The organism is Nocardia ignorata NBRC 108230 (assembly GCF_001612905.1).
Taxonomy (GTDB): domain Bacteria; phylum Actinomycetota; class Actinomycetes; order Mycobacteriales; family Mycobacteriaceae; genus Nocardia; species Nocardia ignorata.
In genome coordinates this window covers 434,926-451,932 of the sequence record NZ_BDBI01000005.1, presented here as the reverse complement: position 1 = coordinate 451,932, position 17,007 = coordinate 434,926, and the positions used below count along the sequence as shown (strand labels likewise).

Sequence of the window (17,007 nt, the reverse complement as noted above, 5' to 3'; positions counted from 1 at the left end):
CCGGTAGGCGCGCGCGTCGGCGGGATCACCGCACAGCGAATACTGCCGCAACCGGCCCGAGGGCAGCTCGAGATCCAGATGGGCGCCGGGACGCCAGCGCGGCAGCACGCGACCTTCGGGCGACTCGAGGCGCAGACTCACCACGTCCTGGTCGTGCGCCTCGATCCGGCGTTCGGTGACGACCACGGGCAGCCGGTGGTCGGCGACGCGCGAGCGCGGATCACGACGGTTCACCAGCGCGCTCCACCGGAGCCGGAAGGTGGCGATCGTGTCGATCACCCGCATCCCCGGGTCGTGCCGATGCCTGCCGTACAGATCACCGGGGATGTCGCGGACGGTCATGACGCCGCCGCGCGTGCGCCGGGCGAGGCGGCGAGGTAGGCCAGCGCCTGGGCGGTCGACCCGACATTTTCCGGGTTGTACCCCGGCTGAAAGGTCGAAAGCGCGCTCACCAGCAGCGACGGCACACCGGGGATCGCGCCACGCCACATCGCACCGAACACACCCGCGATCAGCCTCGGATACCCGTGGTCGGGCAGCTGCGGATCCTGATGCACGAGGAACCGCGTGCCGCGCAGGAGCAGCGCGAGGAAGATGGGGAAGACCAGCGTCATCGTCGCGCCGCGGCGCAGGTAGCCGACACCGAAGTACTCGGCGACATCATGGGCGACGCTGCGGTGCTCGACCTCCTCGGCGCCGTGCCAGCGGAACAGATCGGCCATGCGCGGGTCGGCGCCGAACTTCTCCAGGTCGGCATTGAGCACCCAGTTGCCGAGCCAGGCGAAGAAGTGCTCGAGACAGGCGATGAACGCCAGCCGTTCCACCAGCATCTGCTTGCCCGCGCGACCCTCGCCGCGCTTGCCGAGCGTCACCCGGAACAGGTATTCCATCTGCCGCTCGTACGGCGCGGTGTCGACGCCGTTGGCGGCGAGCATGTCGACGAGCACCTTGGCGTGGGTTTCCGCGTGCATGGATTCCTGGCCGATGAAGCCGAGCATGTCCTCGCGCAGCTTCTCGTCCTCGACGTAGGCCAGCGCCTCGCGGTAGGTGGCGATGAACATGCGCTCGCCCTCGGGCAGCAGCATGTTCAGGGCGCAGATCAAATGTCCCGCAACAGGTTCGGCGGGCATCCATTGCAAGGGAACGCCGGACCAGTCGAAGGTGACATTGCGCGCGTGCAGCGCGACCGCTCCCGGATCGATGTCCGGTCGGGTGGCACTCCAGCGAAGTAACTTCATCGGTACTCCTCGATCACCGCACGATCGTTGTGCGCCCGGGGCGCGACGGTGCGCCTCGCGGGTTGGTCCTGATCGTACAACTATCCCGTACTCAACGTAACACCAAATTCCTTCATTCGTGTATCGATACGAGATGGATCGATCGCTGAGTTATTGCTAACAGCTATCTGGGTATCCTCGATATATGCGAATAGAAGCCAGGCTTCTGCCGCACTACCAGCCACAACACTGCGAAGACCCCTGCAGCCGCTGGCCGGTAGCTGGCCAGATTTCACGAAGGAGGTGAACACCTATGTTTATCGATTTCTTTCAGGCAATCGCCGATTTGATCTGGAACTTCTTCGTCTGATCTGAAGGCCAGAACCGCGATGGCGCCCACCAACGGTGGACGCCATCACTACGTCAAGCGCGACGCACCATGATGTTTCTTCAGGCACCCACCGGGTAGGCCGCAGGCAGAACGCCCACCACCCAGGAGGTGCAGACTCATGCCGCAGCAAGCGTGGAGCGACAAACGCGAACGTCAGTACAAGGACGTCAAGAAATCCGAGCGTGAGCGGGGCCGCAGCGAGGACCGCGCGGAGGAGATCGCCGCCCGCACCGTGAACAAGACCCGCGCCCAGCACGGCGAGACCAAGTCGGGTGGGTCGTCGTCCGGCGGGAAATCCGGCGGCAAGTCCAGTGGCACCTCCCGTCGCGGCGGTCAGCAGGCCAAGGGCAGCGGCAAGACGCGCGACGAACTGTACGAAGAGGCCCGCCGCCGCAATATCGACGGCCGCTCCAAGATGAACAAGCAGGAACTGGCCAACGCCCTCGGACGCCACTGACCCGGAGAGGTTCGCCATGCAGATCGGATTCAAATTGGCGGCCGAGGCCTTCGACCCGAACGAACTGGTCCGCCAGGCCGTTCGGGCCGAGTCCGTCGGCTTCGATTTCGTCGAGATCAGCGACCATTTCCACCCGTGGCTGGACAATCAGGGCCATTCACCGTTCGCCTGGTCGGTACTCGGCGCTATCGCCGCGCGCACCGACAGCCTCGAGCTCGCGACCGGTGTGACCTGCCCGATCATCCGCTACCACCCCGCGATCATCGCCCAGGCCGCCGCCACCACGGCGCTGCTCTCCGACGGACGCTTCACCCTCGGGATCGGGTCGGGTGAGCGGCTCAACGAGCACGTGGTCGGCCAGGAATTCCCGCCGGTGCTCGTTCGGCAGCGGATGTTGCGCGAGGCGCTCGAGATCATCCGCCTGCTGTGGCGCGGCGGATACCGCAATTACGACGGTCGCTACCTGTCGCTGTCGGACGCGCGGATCTTCGATTTGCCGGACACACCGCCGAAGATCGCTGTCGCGGCGGGTGGTCCACGTGCGGCCGAGATCGCCGCCGAACTCGGCGACGGCCTGTTCGCCACCGAACCCGATCCCGATCTGGCGCGCACCTATCGAGATTCCGGTGGCATGGGACCACGCTATGTAGAGGTCGGTGTCGCCTTCGATCCCGACGAGCGCAAGGCCGCGGAGGCCGCGCTGTCGACGAATCGGTGGATGACCGGCGGCTGGAAAGTAATGAGCGAGTTGCCGAACCCGGTGAACTTCGCCGCCGCGTCGACCACCGTGCGAGTAGACGACATGCTCGAGGCGATGGTCTGCGGCAACGACCCCAAACGCTATGTCGAGGCTGTCCGCAAGGCCACCGACGCCGGCTTCGACCGGGTGGTGCTGATGAACGCGGGTCCGGATGTCGACGCGTTCCTCGATTTCTACAGCAGCGAACTCCAACCGCTGTTGCGCGCGGAGGGCTGAATCGGCGATGCCCCTGCGGATAGGTACCTCCGGCTGGCAATACCGTGATTGGCGCGGTGTGCTGTATCCGCAGGGGCTGCCGATGCGAAGCTGGCTGGAGCATTTCGCCCAGGCCTTCGCGACGGTGGAATCCAACAACGCCTTCTACCGGCTGCCGAGCCGGGAAACCTTCACCGCGTGGCGCGAGCGCACGCCCGCGGATTTCGTTGTCGCGGTGAAGGCCAGCCGGTTCCTCACCCACATCAAACGACTGCGCGAGCCGGAGGAACCGGTGCAGCGCCTGCTCGATCGGGCCGAGGGCCTCGGCGACCGGCTCGGCCCGATCCTGCTGCAACTGCCACCCACCCTGCGCGCCGACGCGGGCCTGCTCGACGACTGTCTGCGCTGTTTCCCGTCCTCGGTGCGGGTGGCGGTGGAACCCAGACACGAGTCGTGGTGGACCGACGAGATCCGCGATGTCCTGTGTACACGCGGAGCGGCGCTGTCCTGGGCGGATCGTGATTCCCGGCCGGTGACCCCGCTGTGGCGCACCACCGACTGGGCGTATCTGCGCCTGCACGCCGGTCGCGCCAACCCACCGCCGCACTACGGCAGGCAGGCCTTGAACGGTTGGGTGCACCGCCTGCTCGACACTTTTCCGGCCGACGCCGACTGCTACGTCTACTTCAACAACGACCCCGGCGGGGCGGCCGTGCGCGACGCCGTCACCTTCGCCCACCTGGCCGAGGGCGCGGGCGCCGAGGTGACCCGCGTGCCGGACCTGTCCCCCCAGCGAGCCGCCTCATGACCACGACCAAATACCCCGGTGCCGCCGAGTACGTGCCGAGCACCGACGACCTGGCCACCCTCGCGGCCGCCGCCGACGCCTGCCACGGATGCGACCTGTATCGCGACGCCACCCAGACGGTGTTCGGCGAGGGCGCACCGCACGCGAGCACCGTCCTGATCGGTGAACAACCCGGCAACGAAGAAGACCTCGACGGCCACCCGTTCGTCGGACCGGCCGGACGACTGCTCGACCGCGCGCTCGACGACATCGGCGTCGACCGGAAAACGCTCTACCTCACGAACGCGGTGAAGCACTTCCGCTTCGAGCAGCGCGGCAAACGCCGCATCCACCAGCAACCCCGCCGCACCGAGATCGTCGCCTGCGCACCCTGGCTCACCCGCGAATTGGACCTCATCGCACCGGAACTCGTGATCTGCCTCGGGGCCATCGCCACGCAATCGGTGCTCGGCCCGAAGGCCAAGGTCACCGAATTGCGTGGCCGCACGGTCGAACTCGAGAATTTCCGGGTCGGCGCGACGGTGCACCCGTCCTCGGTGCTGCGGGCGACCGACCGCACCCAGGCCTACGCCGAGTTCGTCGACGACCTGACCCACCTGTTCGAGCGGGCCTGATCACCAGCCGGGATCGACATCCATCGGCACATTGATCCAGCTCGGCCGCGCCGGGTCGAGCTCGAGGTGCTGGGTCCGCAGACCGCTCTCGTTCAGCAACGGCCGCAGCGGGATCGCACTGGGGAAGTTGCCCGCGAACACGTCGATACGCAGGCGGTGCCCCGGCAGCAGCACACCGTCGGTGGCGCGGATGCCGATCTCGATGGTCGTCGGCTCACCCGGCACCGTCGGCTGACGCGTGTCCAGCGTGAGGATGGGGTACGGGTCGGTGTAGTCGCCGTTGGGCGAACGGGTGGACTTGGCCTCGTCGATCGCCCGCAGCGACGCCATCAGCTGACCCTGCGACCAGACCGTCGAACGTCCGTCCGGCGCCACATCGTTGACGGTCACGGTCCAGTACCCGTCGGTGGTGTCGAGCACCGTGTTCAGGTGCGCGGCGATCGCCCCGGAGATCCGCGTCGGCTTGTCGACCGGCGCGGTGGTGAAGGTGAGCGCGGCGCCCTCGCTGATCCGGGCATCCTTGGCGCACACATCCGGCAGTGGAACGAGTCCGGCGGTGCCCTGTGCGGCATCACGCGAACAGATCGTCGACAAGCTCGGATCCACCGAAAGACGCTGCGCCCCACCGGGAGCGGTGACCAGACTGCCGTCGTGACGGGCACCGGGCGCGGTCCCCGACGGCGCGGCGTCCAGATACATCCGGCGGTACTCCATGCCGGGGCGCGGGAACGCCACATCGGTGGTCCACTGCTCGCTGCCCTGCTGCCACAGCGTCACCGGGTCGTACCGGTCGATGCCGTTGTCGATGCCCTTGAGCCACTTGTCGAACCACGCGCGCTGCAATGCCTCGAGCGGCGCGGGCGCACCCGGCTGGCCGAGCCCCGAGCTCACGGTCACGTGATACACGTTGCCCATGATGAGCTTCTTCTGCTCGGCGGGCACATCGAGCGCGTTGTAGATGCGCGGGGTCGAGTAGGTGAAGATGTCGTGCCAGCCGCCGTAGAGGAACGCGGGCACCTGAACCTTCTCCGGCTGACCGACCCACGCGGTGCGCAGCGCCGAATCGTCGTCGAGGATCGCCGACATCTCCGGCGGGATCTGTTCGACGGTCGGGGTGGTCAGCGCGGCGATGAGCACATTGAAGAAGGTGAACGGGTCGCGCACCCGGTCGGCCAGCCACACCCAGTCGAACTTGCCCGCCAGGATCGACACCATGTCGGGCAGCAATTTGGCGCCGTCGACCGCGAGCAGCCAGGCCGGGATGAAGCCGACGCCGAGCGCGCCACCGGGGGCGGCGACATCGCGGATCAGGTCGCTACCGGGCACCACCGGGAAGATCGCCTTCAGTGCTTCGGGCTGACGCTGAGCGGTGTGCAGCTGGTTGATACCCGAATAGGAGATGCCGCTCATCCCGATCTTGCCGTCGGACCAGCGCTGTTTCGCCGCCCAGTCCACCACCTCGACGCCGTCGAGCTGCTCGCGTTCACCGAACACCTGCCAGGTGCCCTGCGAGAACCCGGTGCCACGCACGTCGACGACCACCTGGGTGTATCCGCCGCGGATCAGATTGCGGTCGACACCGAAGGTGCGCGCGGCGCCGCCGGGCAGCGCCTTCATCATGTCGCTGAGGCTGCTGAACCCGAACGGCGAGAAGTCCAGGTTCTGCAGAACCGGCATCAGCAGATCCGACAGGCCGGGCACCGCGAGCGCCGAGTCCGCGATGTTGGACACCAGCTTGGTGTAGGGCGTCATATTGACGATCGTCGGCGTGGGTTCGGCGATGGGCTGACCGTCGGCACCGGCGGGGTGATAGACGTTGGCTTTCAATACCGTGCCGTCGCTCATCGCGATGGGGACGTCCCACTCGATGAAAACGTTGGGGTACTGCTGGGGCCCGGTATGAGTTGCCGCGAATTGGGCATCGAGCCCCTCGGCGGCCGGTGCGGCCGAACCCATCGGCGCGGACGCCACCGCACCTGCCAATACGACGACCGACGCCATCAGCGCCGCCAGTCGCCCACGATATTTGCCCATACCTCGACGTCAGCCCTCCCGCTATCGGGAACCGTATCGTTCCCGTACCGGAAAGTAACGTAGCCTGTGTCACACCCGATCGCAACGATGTGCTCTCCGCCGCCCGCCGACCAGCGTCGTCACCCCGACCTGACACAATCGCCCCTGTGACTGCGCCCGGATTCGACGCCGACGGTCGCCGGTACCGGGGCGCCGCTCCCGGGCAACGCCAGCAGGAACGCCGTGCCCGGCTTATCGAAGCCGCCACCGAGGCCTTCGGCACCGAGGGCTACCGCAACACCACGGTGACCACCATCTGCGCGGCCGCCGGTGTCGGGAAGCGGTACTTCTACGAATCCTTCAGCGACAGCGAGGATTTGCTGCTCGAGGTGTATCGCGAGATCGCGGCGCGGATGATCGAGTCGATCCACGCGGGCATCAGCACCGCCGACACCGATGTGACGACTCAGGTCCGGGTAGCGCTGGCCGCCTACTTCCAGCTCATCCACGACGACCCGCGCGTGCCACGCATCGCCTTCTTCGAGATCCTCGGCGTGAGTCCCGCCGTCGACCGGGCTTACCGCGATGTGCTCGACGCGCTGGTCGACATCTGCCTCGCCCTGCTCACCCCGCACGTCGACCACGACGCGCACCCGGCGGTGAGCGTGCGCACGGTGCTGCTCGGGCTGGTCGGGGCGATCGTCATCATCGCCCAGCAGTGGGTGCTGTCGGACTATCGTCAGCCGATCGGTGACGTGGTCGACAGCGCGTGCCTGGTGGTCGGCGCGGTGCTGGAACGACTGAGCCCCTAGCCTGTTGACCCGGCCCGTTCGGGGTACTCCACGGGCATGACTACTCACGAGCAGCAGCAACTCGACGAGGTCATCGAACGGTTGACCATCCGGTACCCGAACATTTCCCCCGAAGAGATCACCGACATCGTGCGCGAGACCTACCAGCATTTCGGATCGGCGCAGGTGCGCGACTTCGTTCCCCTGCTCGTCGAGCACCACGTGAAGGACGAGCTCGGCACGCCGACCGGGGACATTCCGCCGATCCCGGATTGAATCCGGCGCGGGCCCGGCTAGCGTGGAGGCCACCACGCAAACCATTAGGAGGTCCGCATGCCTGAATCAGTGCGCGGTGTCGTCGCTCTCACGAAGAACGCGCCCGTGGAAACCGTCGACATCGTGATTCCCGACCCGGGACCGCACGATGTGGTGGTCCGGGTGCAGGCGTGCGGGGTGTGCCACACCGATCTGCACTACCGCGAGGGCGGGATCAACGACGAGTTCCCGTTCCTGCTCGGGCACGAGGCGGCCGGTGTCGTCGAATCGGTCGGCGAGGCGGTAACCCACGTGGCCGAGGGCGATTTCGTCGTCCTCAACTGGCGCGCGGTCTGCGGTGAGTGCCGTGCGTGTCGGCGTGGCCGCCCGTGGTACTGCTTCGACACCCACAACGCGAGCGTCCCGATGACGCTTGCCGACGGCACCCCGCTCACCCCGGCGCTGGGTATCGGCGCCTTCGCCGACAAGACGCTGGTGCACGAAAAGCAGTGCACGCGCGTCGATCCCGGCACCGATCCGGCCGTCGCGGGCCTGCTCGGCTGCGGCGTGATGGCCGGTATCGGCGCCGCCATGAACACCGGTTCGGTCTCGCGCGGCGACAGCGTCGCCGTGATCGGCTGCGGCGGTGTGGGTGACGCCGCGATCGCCGGTGCGAATCTCGCGGGCGCGGGCACCATCATCGCGATCGATCGCGATGCGCGGAAGCTGGAGTGGGCCAAGGAGTTCGGCGCCACGCACACGATCGACGCCACCAGCGGCGACGTGGTGGAACAGATCAAAGACCTCACCGACGGTTTCGGCGCCGACGTGGTGATCGACGCGGTCGGCAGGCCGGAGACCTGGAAGCAGGCGTTCTACGGCCGCGACCTCGCGGGCACCGTGGTGCTCGTCGGCGTCCCGACCCCGGACATGAGCCTCGACATGCCGCTGATCGACCTGTTCTCGCACGGCGGTTCGCTGAAGTCTTCGTGGTACGGCGACTGCCTGCCCGAACGCGACTTCCCCATGCTCATCGACCTGTACCGGCAGGGCCGATTGCCACTGGACCGGTTCGTCACCGAACGCATCGGTATCGACGACGTCGAGGCGTCCTTCGCCGCCATGGGCGAGGGCCGCGTGCTGCGCTCGGTGGTGGTCTGGTGAGCGCCCGCATCGAAAAGGTCGTCACCTCCGGCACTTTCAGCCTCGACGGCGGCACCTGGGACGTCGACAACAATGTGTGGCTGATCGGTGACGACGACGAGGTCCTCGTGATCGACGCCGCCCACGACGCCGACGCCATCGCCGCCGCCGTCGGCAACCGTAACGTCACCGCGATCCTGTGCACGCACGGTCACAACGACCATGTCACCGTCGCCCCCGACCTGGCCGCCCGCCTGGACGCCCCCATCCTCCTCCACCCCGGCGACGAACCGCTGTGGCGGATGACCCACCCGTCCGTCGGCTACCGCTCCCTCGACGGCACCGACCGGATCACGGTGGCGGGCACCGACATCGACATTCTGCACACCCCGGGCCACTCCCCCGGTTCGGTGTCCCTGTACGCCCCCGACCTCGCTGCCCTCTTCACCGGCGACACCCTGTTCTCCGGTGGACCGGGAGCGACCGGGCGATCCTTCTCCGATTTCGACACGATCATCGATTCGATCCGGGACAGGTTGCTCACCCTCCCGGATGACACGACGGTCAACACCGGCCACGGTGACAGCACGACGATCGGCGCGGAGAAACCATCGCTAGCGGAGTGGATCGCGCGAGGTCACTGAGCTCCGGCGAGCACTGCCCACCTCGTCAGCCGACACGGCGGGAGCGGGCGAGCGAAAGCCCGCCGACGACCACGCTCGCCAGCCCGAAGACAATCGCCACGACACCCCCGCCGAGACCGTTCCCGGTGCCGAGCCCTCCTTCGGCCGTGGCGACCACCCAGGCGCCACCGACGATGGCGATCAGTCCCGCGACCAGAGCGAATACCGCTCTGGTCGCGGCCGGTCGGGCCAGCGCCCAGCCACCCGCGAGCACACCGAGCAGGCCGATGACCGCGGCCGAAGACGCGACAAGTCGACCGGAGCTCATGCCGTAGGACGCGGCGAGCGCAGTCGCCGCCGAAGCGGGTGCGGCCGTACCGACAGCAAGCGGGGCGGTGACAGCGAGTGCGGTCAGGGTGCGAATCGAGGTGGGCATGATGTTCTCCTTCGTGTGGACGTGTCAGTGAGATGCACGACCGGACGGTCGTTGCTCGCGCGGAATCGATGTGGACGTGGCACCGGCCGATCGCCGACTGCGAACCGGAGGCGGAATCACCGCCTGGCGACGATCGACCTGCTTCGGAGTACGCCTGGCACGAGCGGCGCAGCCCACGAGCCGATGTGGCGCCGTCGACCTCACCGGATGTCGAGGAGCGCCCAACCGCCGCGGGTGGTGGCGATCGGTTTTTGGAGTGCGCCGACGGGCAAGCGATATCGTCCACCGCGCCGATGTGCCACCGTCGCCACCGGCTTCGTGCCGGAGGTCGTCGGCGATCAGTTCGAGAATGGCCGAGCAGCAGGAGGCAGTCGTCGTGCCGCAGTAGGCAATTCGTGGTGCTGCGGATGCGGTACCGATGGGGCGGGCGGGACCGTTCTTCGCTCGGAGTACCGCGTTCGTGGTAGTCGACGGGTCACCCTGCCGGACGACGCGGTCGACGGCTGGACCGGGCTAGGGTGCACGGGTGAGCAGGGCACGGTTGGTCGACTGGGTGGTCGCCGTCGGTGTGGCGGTGGCACTGCTGGTCACCGGGGTGAGCCGGGCGCATGGCAGCCCCGAGTGGCTCGGCTACGCGCTGCTCGTCGCGAGTGGTCTGGCCTTGGCCGGGCGTCGGCGTGCACCGGTCGCTGTGCTGTTGGTGACCGGGTTGTGCGCGGTGGGTTATCAGGCGCTCGGCTTCGATGTGCCCGTTGTCGCGTTCCTGTTCGCGGTGTATTTCGCGGTGCGCGCCGGGCACCATCTCGTGACGGTAATCGCGGCGGTCGCCCTGATCGTCACGTTGCCGCTAGCCGCGATGATCACTCTGGACGACACCGCCGCGGCCCTCGCTCGCGGTCGCGACGCACTCGAACTCGCCTGGTTGATCGCGGCGGGCGCGGCCGGTGAGGCCCTGCGGCAGGCCGAGCGCCGCGCCGACGAAGCCGAACGCACGCGCGAGCAGACCGCGCGCCGCCGGGCCGACGAGGAACGTCTGCACATCGCCCGCGAGCTGCACGACTCGCTCACCCACCAGATCTCGGTGATCAAGGTGCAGTCCGAAGCCGCCGTGCACGTGGCACGCAAGCGCGGTGAGGACGTTCCCGCCGCCCTCCTCGCCATCCGGGACGCAGGCCGGGAAGCTGCCCGCGAACTGCGGGCGACCCTCACCGCCCTGCGCGATGACGAGACACCACGCCCCGGCCTCGCCCACCTCGACGACCTGCTGGAACGCGCCCGCGCGGCCGGAGTGGACACCTCGTTGACCGTCGAGGGCAACCGCACGGACGTGCCGACGGCCGTCGACCGAACCGTGTACCGCATCGTGCAGGAAGCACTCACCAATACCGCCCGCCACGCCGGCGCGACGACCGCGAAGGTCCGCGTCGACTACCGCGCGGACGGTCTCGTCGTCGACGTCGAGGACAACGGCCGCGCCGCGCCCACCGGCACGGGCGGGGTCGGGCTTCTCGGCATGCGTGAGCGGGTCACCGCACTCGGTGGACGCCTGCATACCGGGCCACTGCCGACCGGCGGTTTCGCCGTGCACGCCGAATTACCCTTGGAGCGATCGTGATTCGCGTCCTGCTGGTCGACGACCAGCCCCTGATCCGCAGCGGGTTCCGCGCCCTGCTCGACATCGAGGACGATATCGAGGTGGTCGCCGAGGCCGGTGACGGTGGCGAAGGCGTCGACCTGGCTCGGGCGCACCTGCCCGATATCGCGCTCGTCGACATTCAGATGCCGCACGTCGACGGCATCGAGGCGACCCGCAGAATCGCCGCCGATCCCACCCTCGCCGGCGTGCACGTGGTCATCCTCACCAACTACGGCCTCGACGACTACGTGTTCGAAGCACTCCGCGCGGGGGCAGCCGGTTTTCTCGTCAAAGACATCGAGCCCGAGGACTTCCTGCACGCCATCCGGGTGGCCGCCCGCGGTGACGCCCTGCTCGCTCCATCCATCACCCGGCGCCTCATCGCCCGTTACGTCACCGAACCACTCACTCCCCCAGTGGGTTCCGGACTGGAAGAACTCACCACCCGCGAACGCGAAGCCGTAGCCCTGGCCGCACGTGGCCTGTCCAACGACGACATCGCCAGCCAGATGTTCATCAGTCCCCACACCGCCAAAACCCACCTCAACCGGGCCATGACCAAACTCCACGCCCGGGACCGAGCCCAACTCGTCGTCTTCGCCTACGAATCCGGCCTGGTGACTCCGCGCAACCACTGACACCGACCCCGTGGTGCGCGGGGTCGCATGAATGGTCATTCGTGCGGCGGCCCGGGGCAGAGACAGCGTGCTCCGACTGACCGCCGCCGGTTCACGGTGAGTCACGTCCGGCGGCGGTCGAATCGATTCAGCTGTGCGGCAAGGGATCCGAGTTCGCAACGGTGTAGTGAGCGCGCCCCGGTGAGCACGGGCTGTAGAGCGACGACATGGTGGCGACGTCGCAGATTCCGCTGGTCAGCATCTGGAAGGGTGTGATGCCGAGCAGGACGATGAGGCCTATCAGGTCGCCGTTCTGGGCCAGATAGACCGCCGACTGCGCTGCCGCGGAGCCGGCGTCGGCTGCGGACGAACCGGTTTCGGATTCGGTGGCGATCGGCGCCGGTTGTGCGGCGGCGGTGGCCGTCGCGGTGAGGACGCCGGTCGCGACGATCGCGGCGGCGGTGAGGCGGAGGGTGGTACGCATAATGCTCCTCGGTCGGTACGGGCGGATCAGCGTGGGGGAACGCTCATGTCGCGGTTCATCGTGGGGATCTCGATGCTGATCGGTAGCCGCAATTCGGCCAGGTAGGTCAGGGCCGCCTTGCGCAGGAACTCGTCGAGCAGCCAGTAGGCGTCACCTACCGGTGGGACGGCACCGAGCACGCCCTCACGGACCGCGATGAACGGGCCCCAACTGAACCGCAACAGCGGATCCCAGACGGGCTCACGCGGGATGGCCAGGCCGTCGGCGATCTTGTCACCGAGCAGGAACCGGGTGAACGAGCCGAGCACCGGCTTGGTGAGAATGGCCAGGTCGATATTGGCGCCGAGACTCAGCAACCGGTCGGCGAGTTTGGCGCCCTCCGGGGTGGCCTCCAGAATCGGGTCGAGCACCTGTGCCGCTTGGGAATTGGCGGCGGGCCACGACTTCGGGATGTATTCGTCGCGCACGCCGAGCATGTGCGCGGCCACCTGCCAGGAATGCAGGAACGCTTCGGATTCGTGGTTCGGGATCGGCACCTTCCAGTTGTTGAGGTGCTTCATCACCGTCGTCGGCAGGCTGTGCCAGGTGACCATGATGTCGTTCTGGCTGATCGGCACGTCCTCCTCGGCCGATTGCACCCAGTGCGGCGACTGCGGCAGCAGATGCCGCACCGCCGCGTGAACCAGACGGGTCTTCACGCAGGTGATGATCATCTCGCCGTCGGCGGCATAGGCATTGTTGCTACCGATGTCGTAGCCGAGTTTGGCGGTCTTGGAGATACGGTCTTCGAGGTCGTGGCCACCCTTGGAGTAGTAGACCGACCGGGCCTCCTTCGGGATGACGGTGCTCATCATCCCGCTGGCGAACCCGTACAGCACACCGAGATACAGTCCGCGCTTCTTGTTGAACTCGATCGCGGTGTTCAGCTTCCCGTAATCGGTCCACTGCGGCATCCGCCGCGCGTATTCCATGAAATCCCGCAGCTCCGAGGGTAATCCGTCGGGCAGCGGCTGACCGTTGCGCGTCCAAGTGCGCAGCAGTTCGTTGACCCGCGGCACCTGACCGCTGTCGATCAGCCGTGCCACCACCGGGTCGGCCTCGGGATCCCACACCGTCAACGGGTCGACCCCCGACCCCGACCCGGCGACCGATTCCTCCGGCGACCAACTCCACGGCTCCGCCCGCGCCGTCGTCGCCAGCCCCAACGCCCCCAGCGCCCCGAGGACGCCACCAGCTTTCAGCGCATCACGCCTGTTGAGTCCATCCATTGCGTCACTCCTCGTCGAGTACAAGCACACCGCGACCGCAGGGAACGACCGATTCAGTCAGCCCGAGCACGCGCGGAATGAGTATTAACTTAACAGCGACGATCGATGCTATGCAGGCGTTTTGCCGACGACGGTCGGCGGCGCTCGATCCCAGACCCCAGCGGGCCATTTGGCCGTAACTTCTCCGAATGCAACCTGTTCTAGCCATATTTTCCACACCAGTGTTGTGAGCTGCGACGGTCTTGCGAAACGCAGGAGATCGCTGCGCACAGCGCCGATGACGCCCACCATCGACCGAAACAGTCAGTCACATATGGCCGGACCCCCGCATGCCGACGGCCCGAGATGGGACTCGGGCCGTCGGCTTCTGGGTATCGTGGTCGCTTCGGATACGCGGCTACTTGATCGAGCCGGCCAGCTGATCGGCATAGGGGGCCGTGAACTTTCCGACGATGGGAAGTTCGGCGCGGACACCGCCCTTGTTGTTCGCACCGACCATGGCCATGATCCAGACGACGAACGCGAAAATCCCGAGCGCGAGTCCGGCGAGGCTGAAGATGATCCCCAGGGCCCCGAGGAGCGAGCCGGCGATACTCAGCACGATGTTGAGCACCGAGACGGCGCCGAAGAAGACGACCGACTGCGCGGCATGGAATTTCACGTCCGGATCATTCTTTCCCACGAAGAGGAAGATGATTCCGGTCAACCATCCCAGCGCGTACGACAGGATCGCACTGGTCTTCTTGTCCAAGCCGGCGGACGGGGACTGGTTCGGGGGGAGCTGAGAAGATGTCATGGGTTCAGTAGACGGCGTCCTCGCCGCCTACCGATCCCAACTTTCGATAAAGCCCCAGTTAGCGGGGGTTCAGGGTCGAGCGGGCAGTCCGTTCGGGTAGGCCCAGGCCAGACGGGTGAGCACCAGGGCCGCCGCCATGAGGCCGAAGTCGCGCAGGGCGATGTCGCCGTAGCCGCCGACCATCAGCAGGTCGACGATGATCGCGCCCAGCCAGACCGCGACGAGCGGGGCACCGAGCCGGGGCAGCAGCAGAACCGCGATGCCCGCGACGATTTCGATCACGCCGATGATCTGCATGGCGGTGTTCGCGTCACCGGGGGCCAGAGTGTCGAACGAGTCGGCGAGATAGCGGGTCCAATCGGCGGTGAGGAGGGTGGTGAACTTGTCGATGCCGAACAGGATCGGCAGGATGCCGAATCCCAGCGCGTCGGGCCGCACAAAATGTGGTTCGTTGTGTTTGTTGCGGCGGACGCGCCGTGTCTTACCGATCAGGACCTGTTCAGATCCTGGGCGAGCAGCTCGCGCAGGGTCTGCTCCTCCTCGGCGCACGCGCCACAACCGGCCAGATGGGTGCGCATGGCCGGGTCGTCGTACCCGGGGTCGGCGAGGCGGCGCTCGACATAGACGTCGATGCGGTCGAAGTACTCGTCGCACGACAGGTAGGGGCTGGTGTCGGTCAGCAGGGCGTCGATCACTGTGGGAGTCGGATCGGTCATGGGGTGCTCCGATCGGGACGGTTGTCACGATGTCCGCTCGCGATCAGGGCGGCGCGCAGCTTCCGGCGGGCATCGTGGAGTGTCTTGTAGAGGGCGTTGCGGGTGCTACCCAGCCGCTCGGCCAGCACGTCGATCGGCACCTGCTCCACCACCAGCGACAGCAGAATGCGGCGTTGGTGCGGCGTGAGTTCGCGGGAAATGGCCGCTTCGAGCGCGCGGGCGAGGTCGGCGGCGCCGGCGAGGGCGTCCGGTGTGGGTGCGGGGTCGATGTGCCAGGCGAGTGCGTCGGGCAGCAGGATCTCGCGGTGCCGCCATGCTTGCCTGCGCACGGCCACACCCGCGATATTGACCCCGAATTTGTAGGCCCAGGTGGTGAACCTGCTACGCCCTTCGAAGGTCGAAAGTCGTTGCAGAACAGCTACAACCGCATCATCAGCGCACTGCTGGGCGAGGTCTTCCAGTTCGGTAGCGCCCGCGCCGGGCAGCAGGTCGCGCAACCGCCAGATCTGATGCCGGGTGGCGCGCAACAACACCTCCCGCAACCGCCTCACCGCGTGCCGGCCCGCGGCCCCGTCGTCGACCAGGTCGGTGAGCCATTCCCGATCGACGTCCGGCCGAGCGACCCCCGAGGTGGTGGGCGGCAGTGTGCTCATCGCGGCTTCTCCGGCAACGGCGCCAGGATCCCGCACCGCCAGCTCCGGCGCACAGCCCTGGTCGACGAGCTGCGACAACGCATGCACATCGACCTCGGGATCGGACGTCACCGCCTCAGCCAACCACGGCGGAAACCCCGACGCCACCAACCAACGGCTGCGCCATTCCCGCACCTCCCCGGGCACGGTGTCGACCGCGGGCAACGCGGCCTGAGTGAGTTGAACAGTCATGATCTCTTGGTGTCGCGCGACGCCGATTCCTTACCGGTTGTTCGCGAGACATTGGCGGGTCGCGAGGCCCGTGGTAGGCATGGAGCACGTCCACGCCGGACGATTCACGTGACGCCTCGCGGGCCGGTGGGCCACCAACGGTCACGTCCTGGCCGACCCACCGATTCCCGTCCTCGGTTTCGACACCTACGACGTCTTCCCCGGCGGCCACTTCCTGGTCCACCACATCGACGTCACCGTCGGCGACCAACCGGTCCGCGGCATCGAGATCATCGGCGAACCCGACCCCGACGGCCCCGCCTTCCTCGCCCGCTCCTACGACAACACCGGCAGCACCGAACTGATGCGCGTGGAAATCGTCGACACCAACACCTTCCACTTCACCGGCGTCCCCCAGACAGCCACCCCCGCCCCCACCGACACCGAAACCGCCGCCGTCCGCTCCACCCTCACCGTCGCCCCCTTCGGCGCCTCGATGACCGCCCTGTGGGAACGCTCCGAAGACGGCACCACCTGGCACCCGTGGATGCACATCGCCTTCACCAAGCAATGACCGAACTCACAGGCAGCGATAGAACTCAACCGCGGAAGGCCGACTCATGAAGGAGGGACGACCTTTTCGCCAACCCGCCCGAGTAGCCATGCACCTGAACGGTGGCTTCACCAAGGTCGTGCTGGGGGGCGTCACCGGCGAGTCCGGCATCACTCGCGACATCCCCACCCGAACCATCCCCCTCCACCTCCGAGCCATCGGAACCCGCGTACTCCTCGTCGGCCACTTTCAAATCCCAGAAACCGACGACTCCGCCGAGGACATCAGACGCGCCCTGCAACACCCCGAAGTTCTCGACTCGGGCAGGCACCCGTCCGGCTGAGGCTCTGTACGCTCGATCGTCGCCGCTG

At 67.3% G+C, this 17,007-nt stretch carries 21 protein-coding genes and 1 pseudogene; 12 read left to right on the top strand and 10 right to left on the bottom strand.

Annotation, left to right across the window (positions count from 1 at the left end):
* Both NI2_RS05930 and NI2_RS05925 read right to left on the bottom strand, forming a co-directional pair.
* A pseudogene (locus NI2_RS05930) lies at positions 1-342 on the bottom strand (PDR/VanB family oxidoreductase); the annotation flags it as partial.
* On the bottom strand, positions 339-1,238 hold the full coding sequence (locus tag NI2_RS05925; protein WP_067486925.1) for a metal-dependent hydrolase: 900 nt from the start codon (positions 1,236-1,238) through the stop codon (positions 339-341). The gene NI2_RS05925 and the pseudogene NI2_RS05930, both read right to left, overlap by 4 nt.
* A 488-nt stretch (positions 1,239-1,726) precedes the next feature.
* On the opposite strand from NI2_RS05925, the gene NI2_RS05920 reads away from it, so the two are divergent.
* The 4 genes from NI2_RS05920 to NI2_RS05905 are packed head-to-tail and all read left to right on the top strand — an operon-like array spanning position 1,727 to position 4,442.
* On the top strand, positions 1,727-2,065 hold the full coding sequence (locus NI2_RS05920; RefSeq protein WP_067486922.1) for a plasmid stabilization protein: 339 nt from the start codon (positions 1,727-1,729) through the stop codon (positions 2,063-2,065).
* 16 nt (positions 2,066-2,081) lie between these two features.
* Positions 2,082-3,041: a TIGR03557 family F420-dependent LLM class oxidoreductase gene (locus NI2_RS05915; protein ID WP_067486920.1), complete on the top strand. Its 960-nt coding sequence runs from the start codon at positions 2,082-2,084 to the stop codon at positions 3,039-3,041.
* A 7-nt stretch (positions 3,042-3,048) separates the two neighbouring features.
* Positions 3,049-3,828: a DUF72 domain-containing protein gene (locus tag NI2_RS05910; RefSeq protein WP_067486917.1), complete on the top strand. Its 780-nt coding sequence runs from the start codon at positions 3,049-3,051 to the stop codon at positions 3,826-3,828.
* The gene (locus NI2_RS05905) at positions 3,825-4,442 is read left to right on the top strand and encodes a UdgX family uracil-DNA binding protein (RefSeq protein WP_067486915.1); all 618 of its coding nucleotides are present in this window, start codon (positions 3,825-3,827) and stop codon (positions 4,440-4,442) included. Before NI2_RS05910 ends, NI2_RS05905 begins: the two co-directional genes overlap by 4 nt.
* Here NI2_RS05905 and NI2_RS05900 read toward each other — a convergent pair whose 3' ends face one another.
* Positions 4,443-6,476, bottom strand: a complete 2,034-nt coding sequence (locus NI2_RS05900; protein ID WP_067486912.1) for a CocE/NonD family hydrolase — start codon at positions 6,474-6,476, stop codon at positions 4,443-4,445. It lies immediately after the preceding gene.
* A gap of 146 nt (positions 6,477-6,622) precedes the next feature.
* On the opposite strand from NI2_RS05900, the gene NI2_RS05895 reads away from it, so the two are divergent.
* From NI2_RS05895 to NI2_RS05880, 4 genes are read left to right on the top strand one after another with little or no spacing between them, the layout of a single operon-like run.
* Positions 6,623-7,267 carry a TetR/AcrR family transcriptional regulator gene (locus tag NI2_RS05895; RefSeq protein WP_067486909.1) on the top strand — a complete coding sequence of 215 codons (645 nt, stop codon included), beginning with the start codon at positions 6,623-6,625 and terminating at the stop codon, positions 7,265-7,267.
* A 36-nt stretch (positions 7,268-7,303) separates the two neighbouring features.
* Positions 7,304-7,522, top strand: coding sequence for a three-helix bundle dimerization domain-containing protein (locus NI2_RS05890; RefSeq protein ID WP_067486906.1), 219 nt, complete (start codon positions 7,304-7,306; stop codon positions 7,520-7,522).
* A gap of 57 nt (positions 7,523-7,579) precedes the next feature.
* The gene (locus NI2_RS05885) at positions 7,580-8,665 is read left to right on the top strand and encodes an S-(hydroxymethyl)mycothiol dehydrogenase (RefSeq protein WP_067486903.1); all 1,086 of its coding nucleotides are present in this window, start codon (positions 7,580-7,582) and stop codon (positions 8,663-8,665) included.
* Positions 8,662-9,288 (top strand): MBL fold metallo-hydrolase, encoded by a 627-nt coding sequence (locus NI2_RS05880; RefSeq protein ID WP_067486900.1) that lies wholly within the window; start codon positions 8,662-8,664, stop codon positions 9,286-9,288. Before NI2_RS05885 ends, NI2_RS05880 begins: the two co-directional genes overlap by 4 nt.
* Before the next feature lie 25 nt (positions 9,289-9,313).
* Here NI2_RS05880 and NI2_RS05875 read toward each other — a convergent pair whose 3' ends face one another.
* The gene (locus tag NI2_RS05875; protein ID WP_067486897.1) at positions 9,314-9,703 is read right to left on the bottom strand and encodes a DUF6223 family protein; all 390 of its coding nucleotides are present in this window, start codon (positions 9,701-9,703) and stop codon (positions 9,314-9,316) included.
* Between the two features lie 526 nt (positions 9,704-10,229).
* Here NI2_RS05875 and NI2_RS05870 point away from each other — a divergent pair.
* Both NI2_RS05870 and NI2_RS05865 read left to right on the top strand, forming a co-directional pair.
* Positions 10,230-11,318: a sensor histidine kinase gene (locus tag NI2_RS05870; RefSeq protein ID WP_067486894.1), complete on the top strand. Its 1,089-nt coding sequence runs from the start codon at positions 10,230-10,232 to the stop codon at positions 11,316-11,318.
* A complete protein-coding gene (locus tag NI2_RS05865; RefSeq protein ID WP_067486890.1) occupies positions 11,315-11,977 on the top strand; it encodes a response regulator in 663 nt (220 codons plus the stop codon). Before NI2_RS05870 ends, NI2_RS05865 begins: the two co-directional genes overlap by 4 nt.
* Before the next feature lie 127 nt (positions 11,978-12,104).
* Here the strand turns inward: NI2_RS05865 and NI2_RS05860 are convergent, their stop codons facing one another.
* The 6 genes from NI2_RS05860 to NI2_RS05835 all read right to left on the bottom strand — a co-directional run bounded on the left by NI2_RS05860 (position 12,105) and on the right by NI2_RS05835 (position 16,104).
* Entirely contained in the window at positions 12,105-12,440 is a 336-nt protein-coding gene (locus NI2_RS05860) for a hypothetical protein (RefSeq protein WP_067486887.1), read from the bottom strand.
* Between the two features lie 26 nt (positions 12,441-12,466).
* Positions 12,467-13,708, bottom strand: a complete 1,242-nt coding sequence (locus tag NI2_RS05855; RefSeq protein WP_067486882.1) for an oxygenase MpaB family protein — start codon at positions 13,706-13,708, stop codon at positions 12,467-12,469.
* A 397-nt stretch (positions 13,709-14,105) separates the two neighbouring features.
* Positions 14,106-14,459 carry a DUF4870 domain-containing protein gene (locus tag NI2_RS05850; protein WP_243749922.1) on the bottom strand — a complete coding sequence of 118 codons (354 nt, stop codon included), beginning with the start codon at positions 14,457-14,459 and terminating at the stop codon, positions 14,106-14,108.
* A 114-nt stretch (positions 14,460-14,573) separates the two neighbouring features.
* A complete protein-coding gene (locus NI2_RS05845; RefSeq protein WP_067486876.1) occupies positions 14,574-14,942 on the bottom strand; it encodes a hypothetical protein in 369 nt (122 codons plus the stop codon).
* 50 nt (positions 14,943-14,992) lie between these two features.
* A complete protein-coding gene (locus tag NI2_RS05840; protein WP_067486873.1) occupies positions 14,993-15,220 on the bottom strand; it encodes a hypothetical protein in 228 nt (75 codons plus the stop codon).
* A complete protein-coding gene (locus NI2_RS05835) occupies positions 15,217-16,104 on the bottom strand; it encodes an RNA polymerase sigma factor (protein ID WP_243749921.1) in 888 nt (295 codons plus the stop codon). The genes NI2_RS05840 and NI2_RS05835 overlap by 4 nt, the downstream gene beginning before the upstream one ends.
* A gap of 343 nt (positions 16,105-16,447) precedes the next feature.
* Here NI2_RS05835 and NI2_RS05830 point away from each other — a divergent pair, with 343 nt between their 5' ends.
* A complete protein-coding gene (locus tag NI2_RS05830) occupies positions 16,448-16,657 on the top strand; it encodes a hypothetical protein (RefSeq protein WP_067486870.1) in 210 nt (69 codons plus the stop codon).
* Between the two features lie 88 nt (positions 16,658-16,745).
* A complete protein-coding gene (locus tag NI2_RS05825; RefSeq protein ID WP_067486867.1) occupies positions 16,746-16,979 on the top strand; it encodes a hypothetical protein in 234 nt (77 codons plus the stop codon).
* The last annotated feature ends 28 nt before the right edge of the window (positions 16,980-17,007 follow it).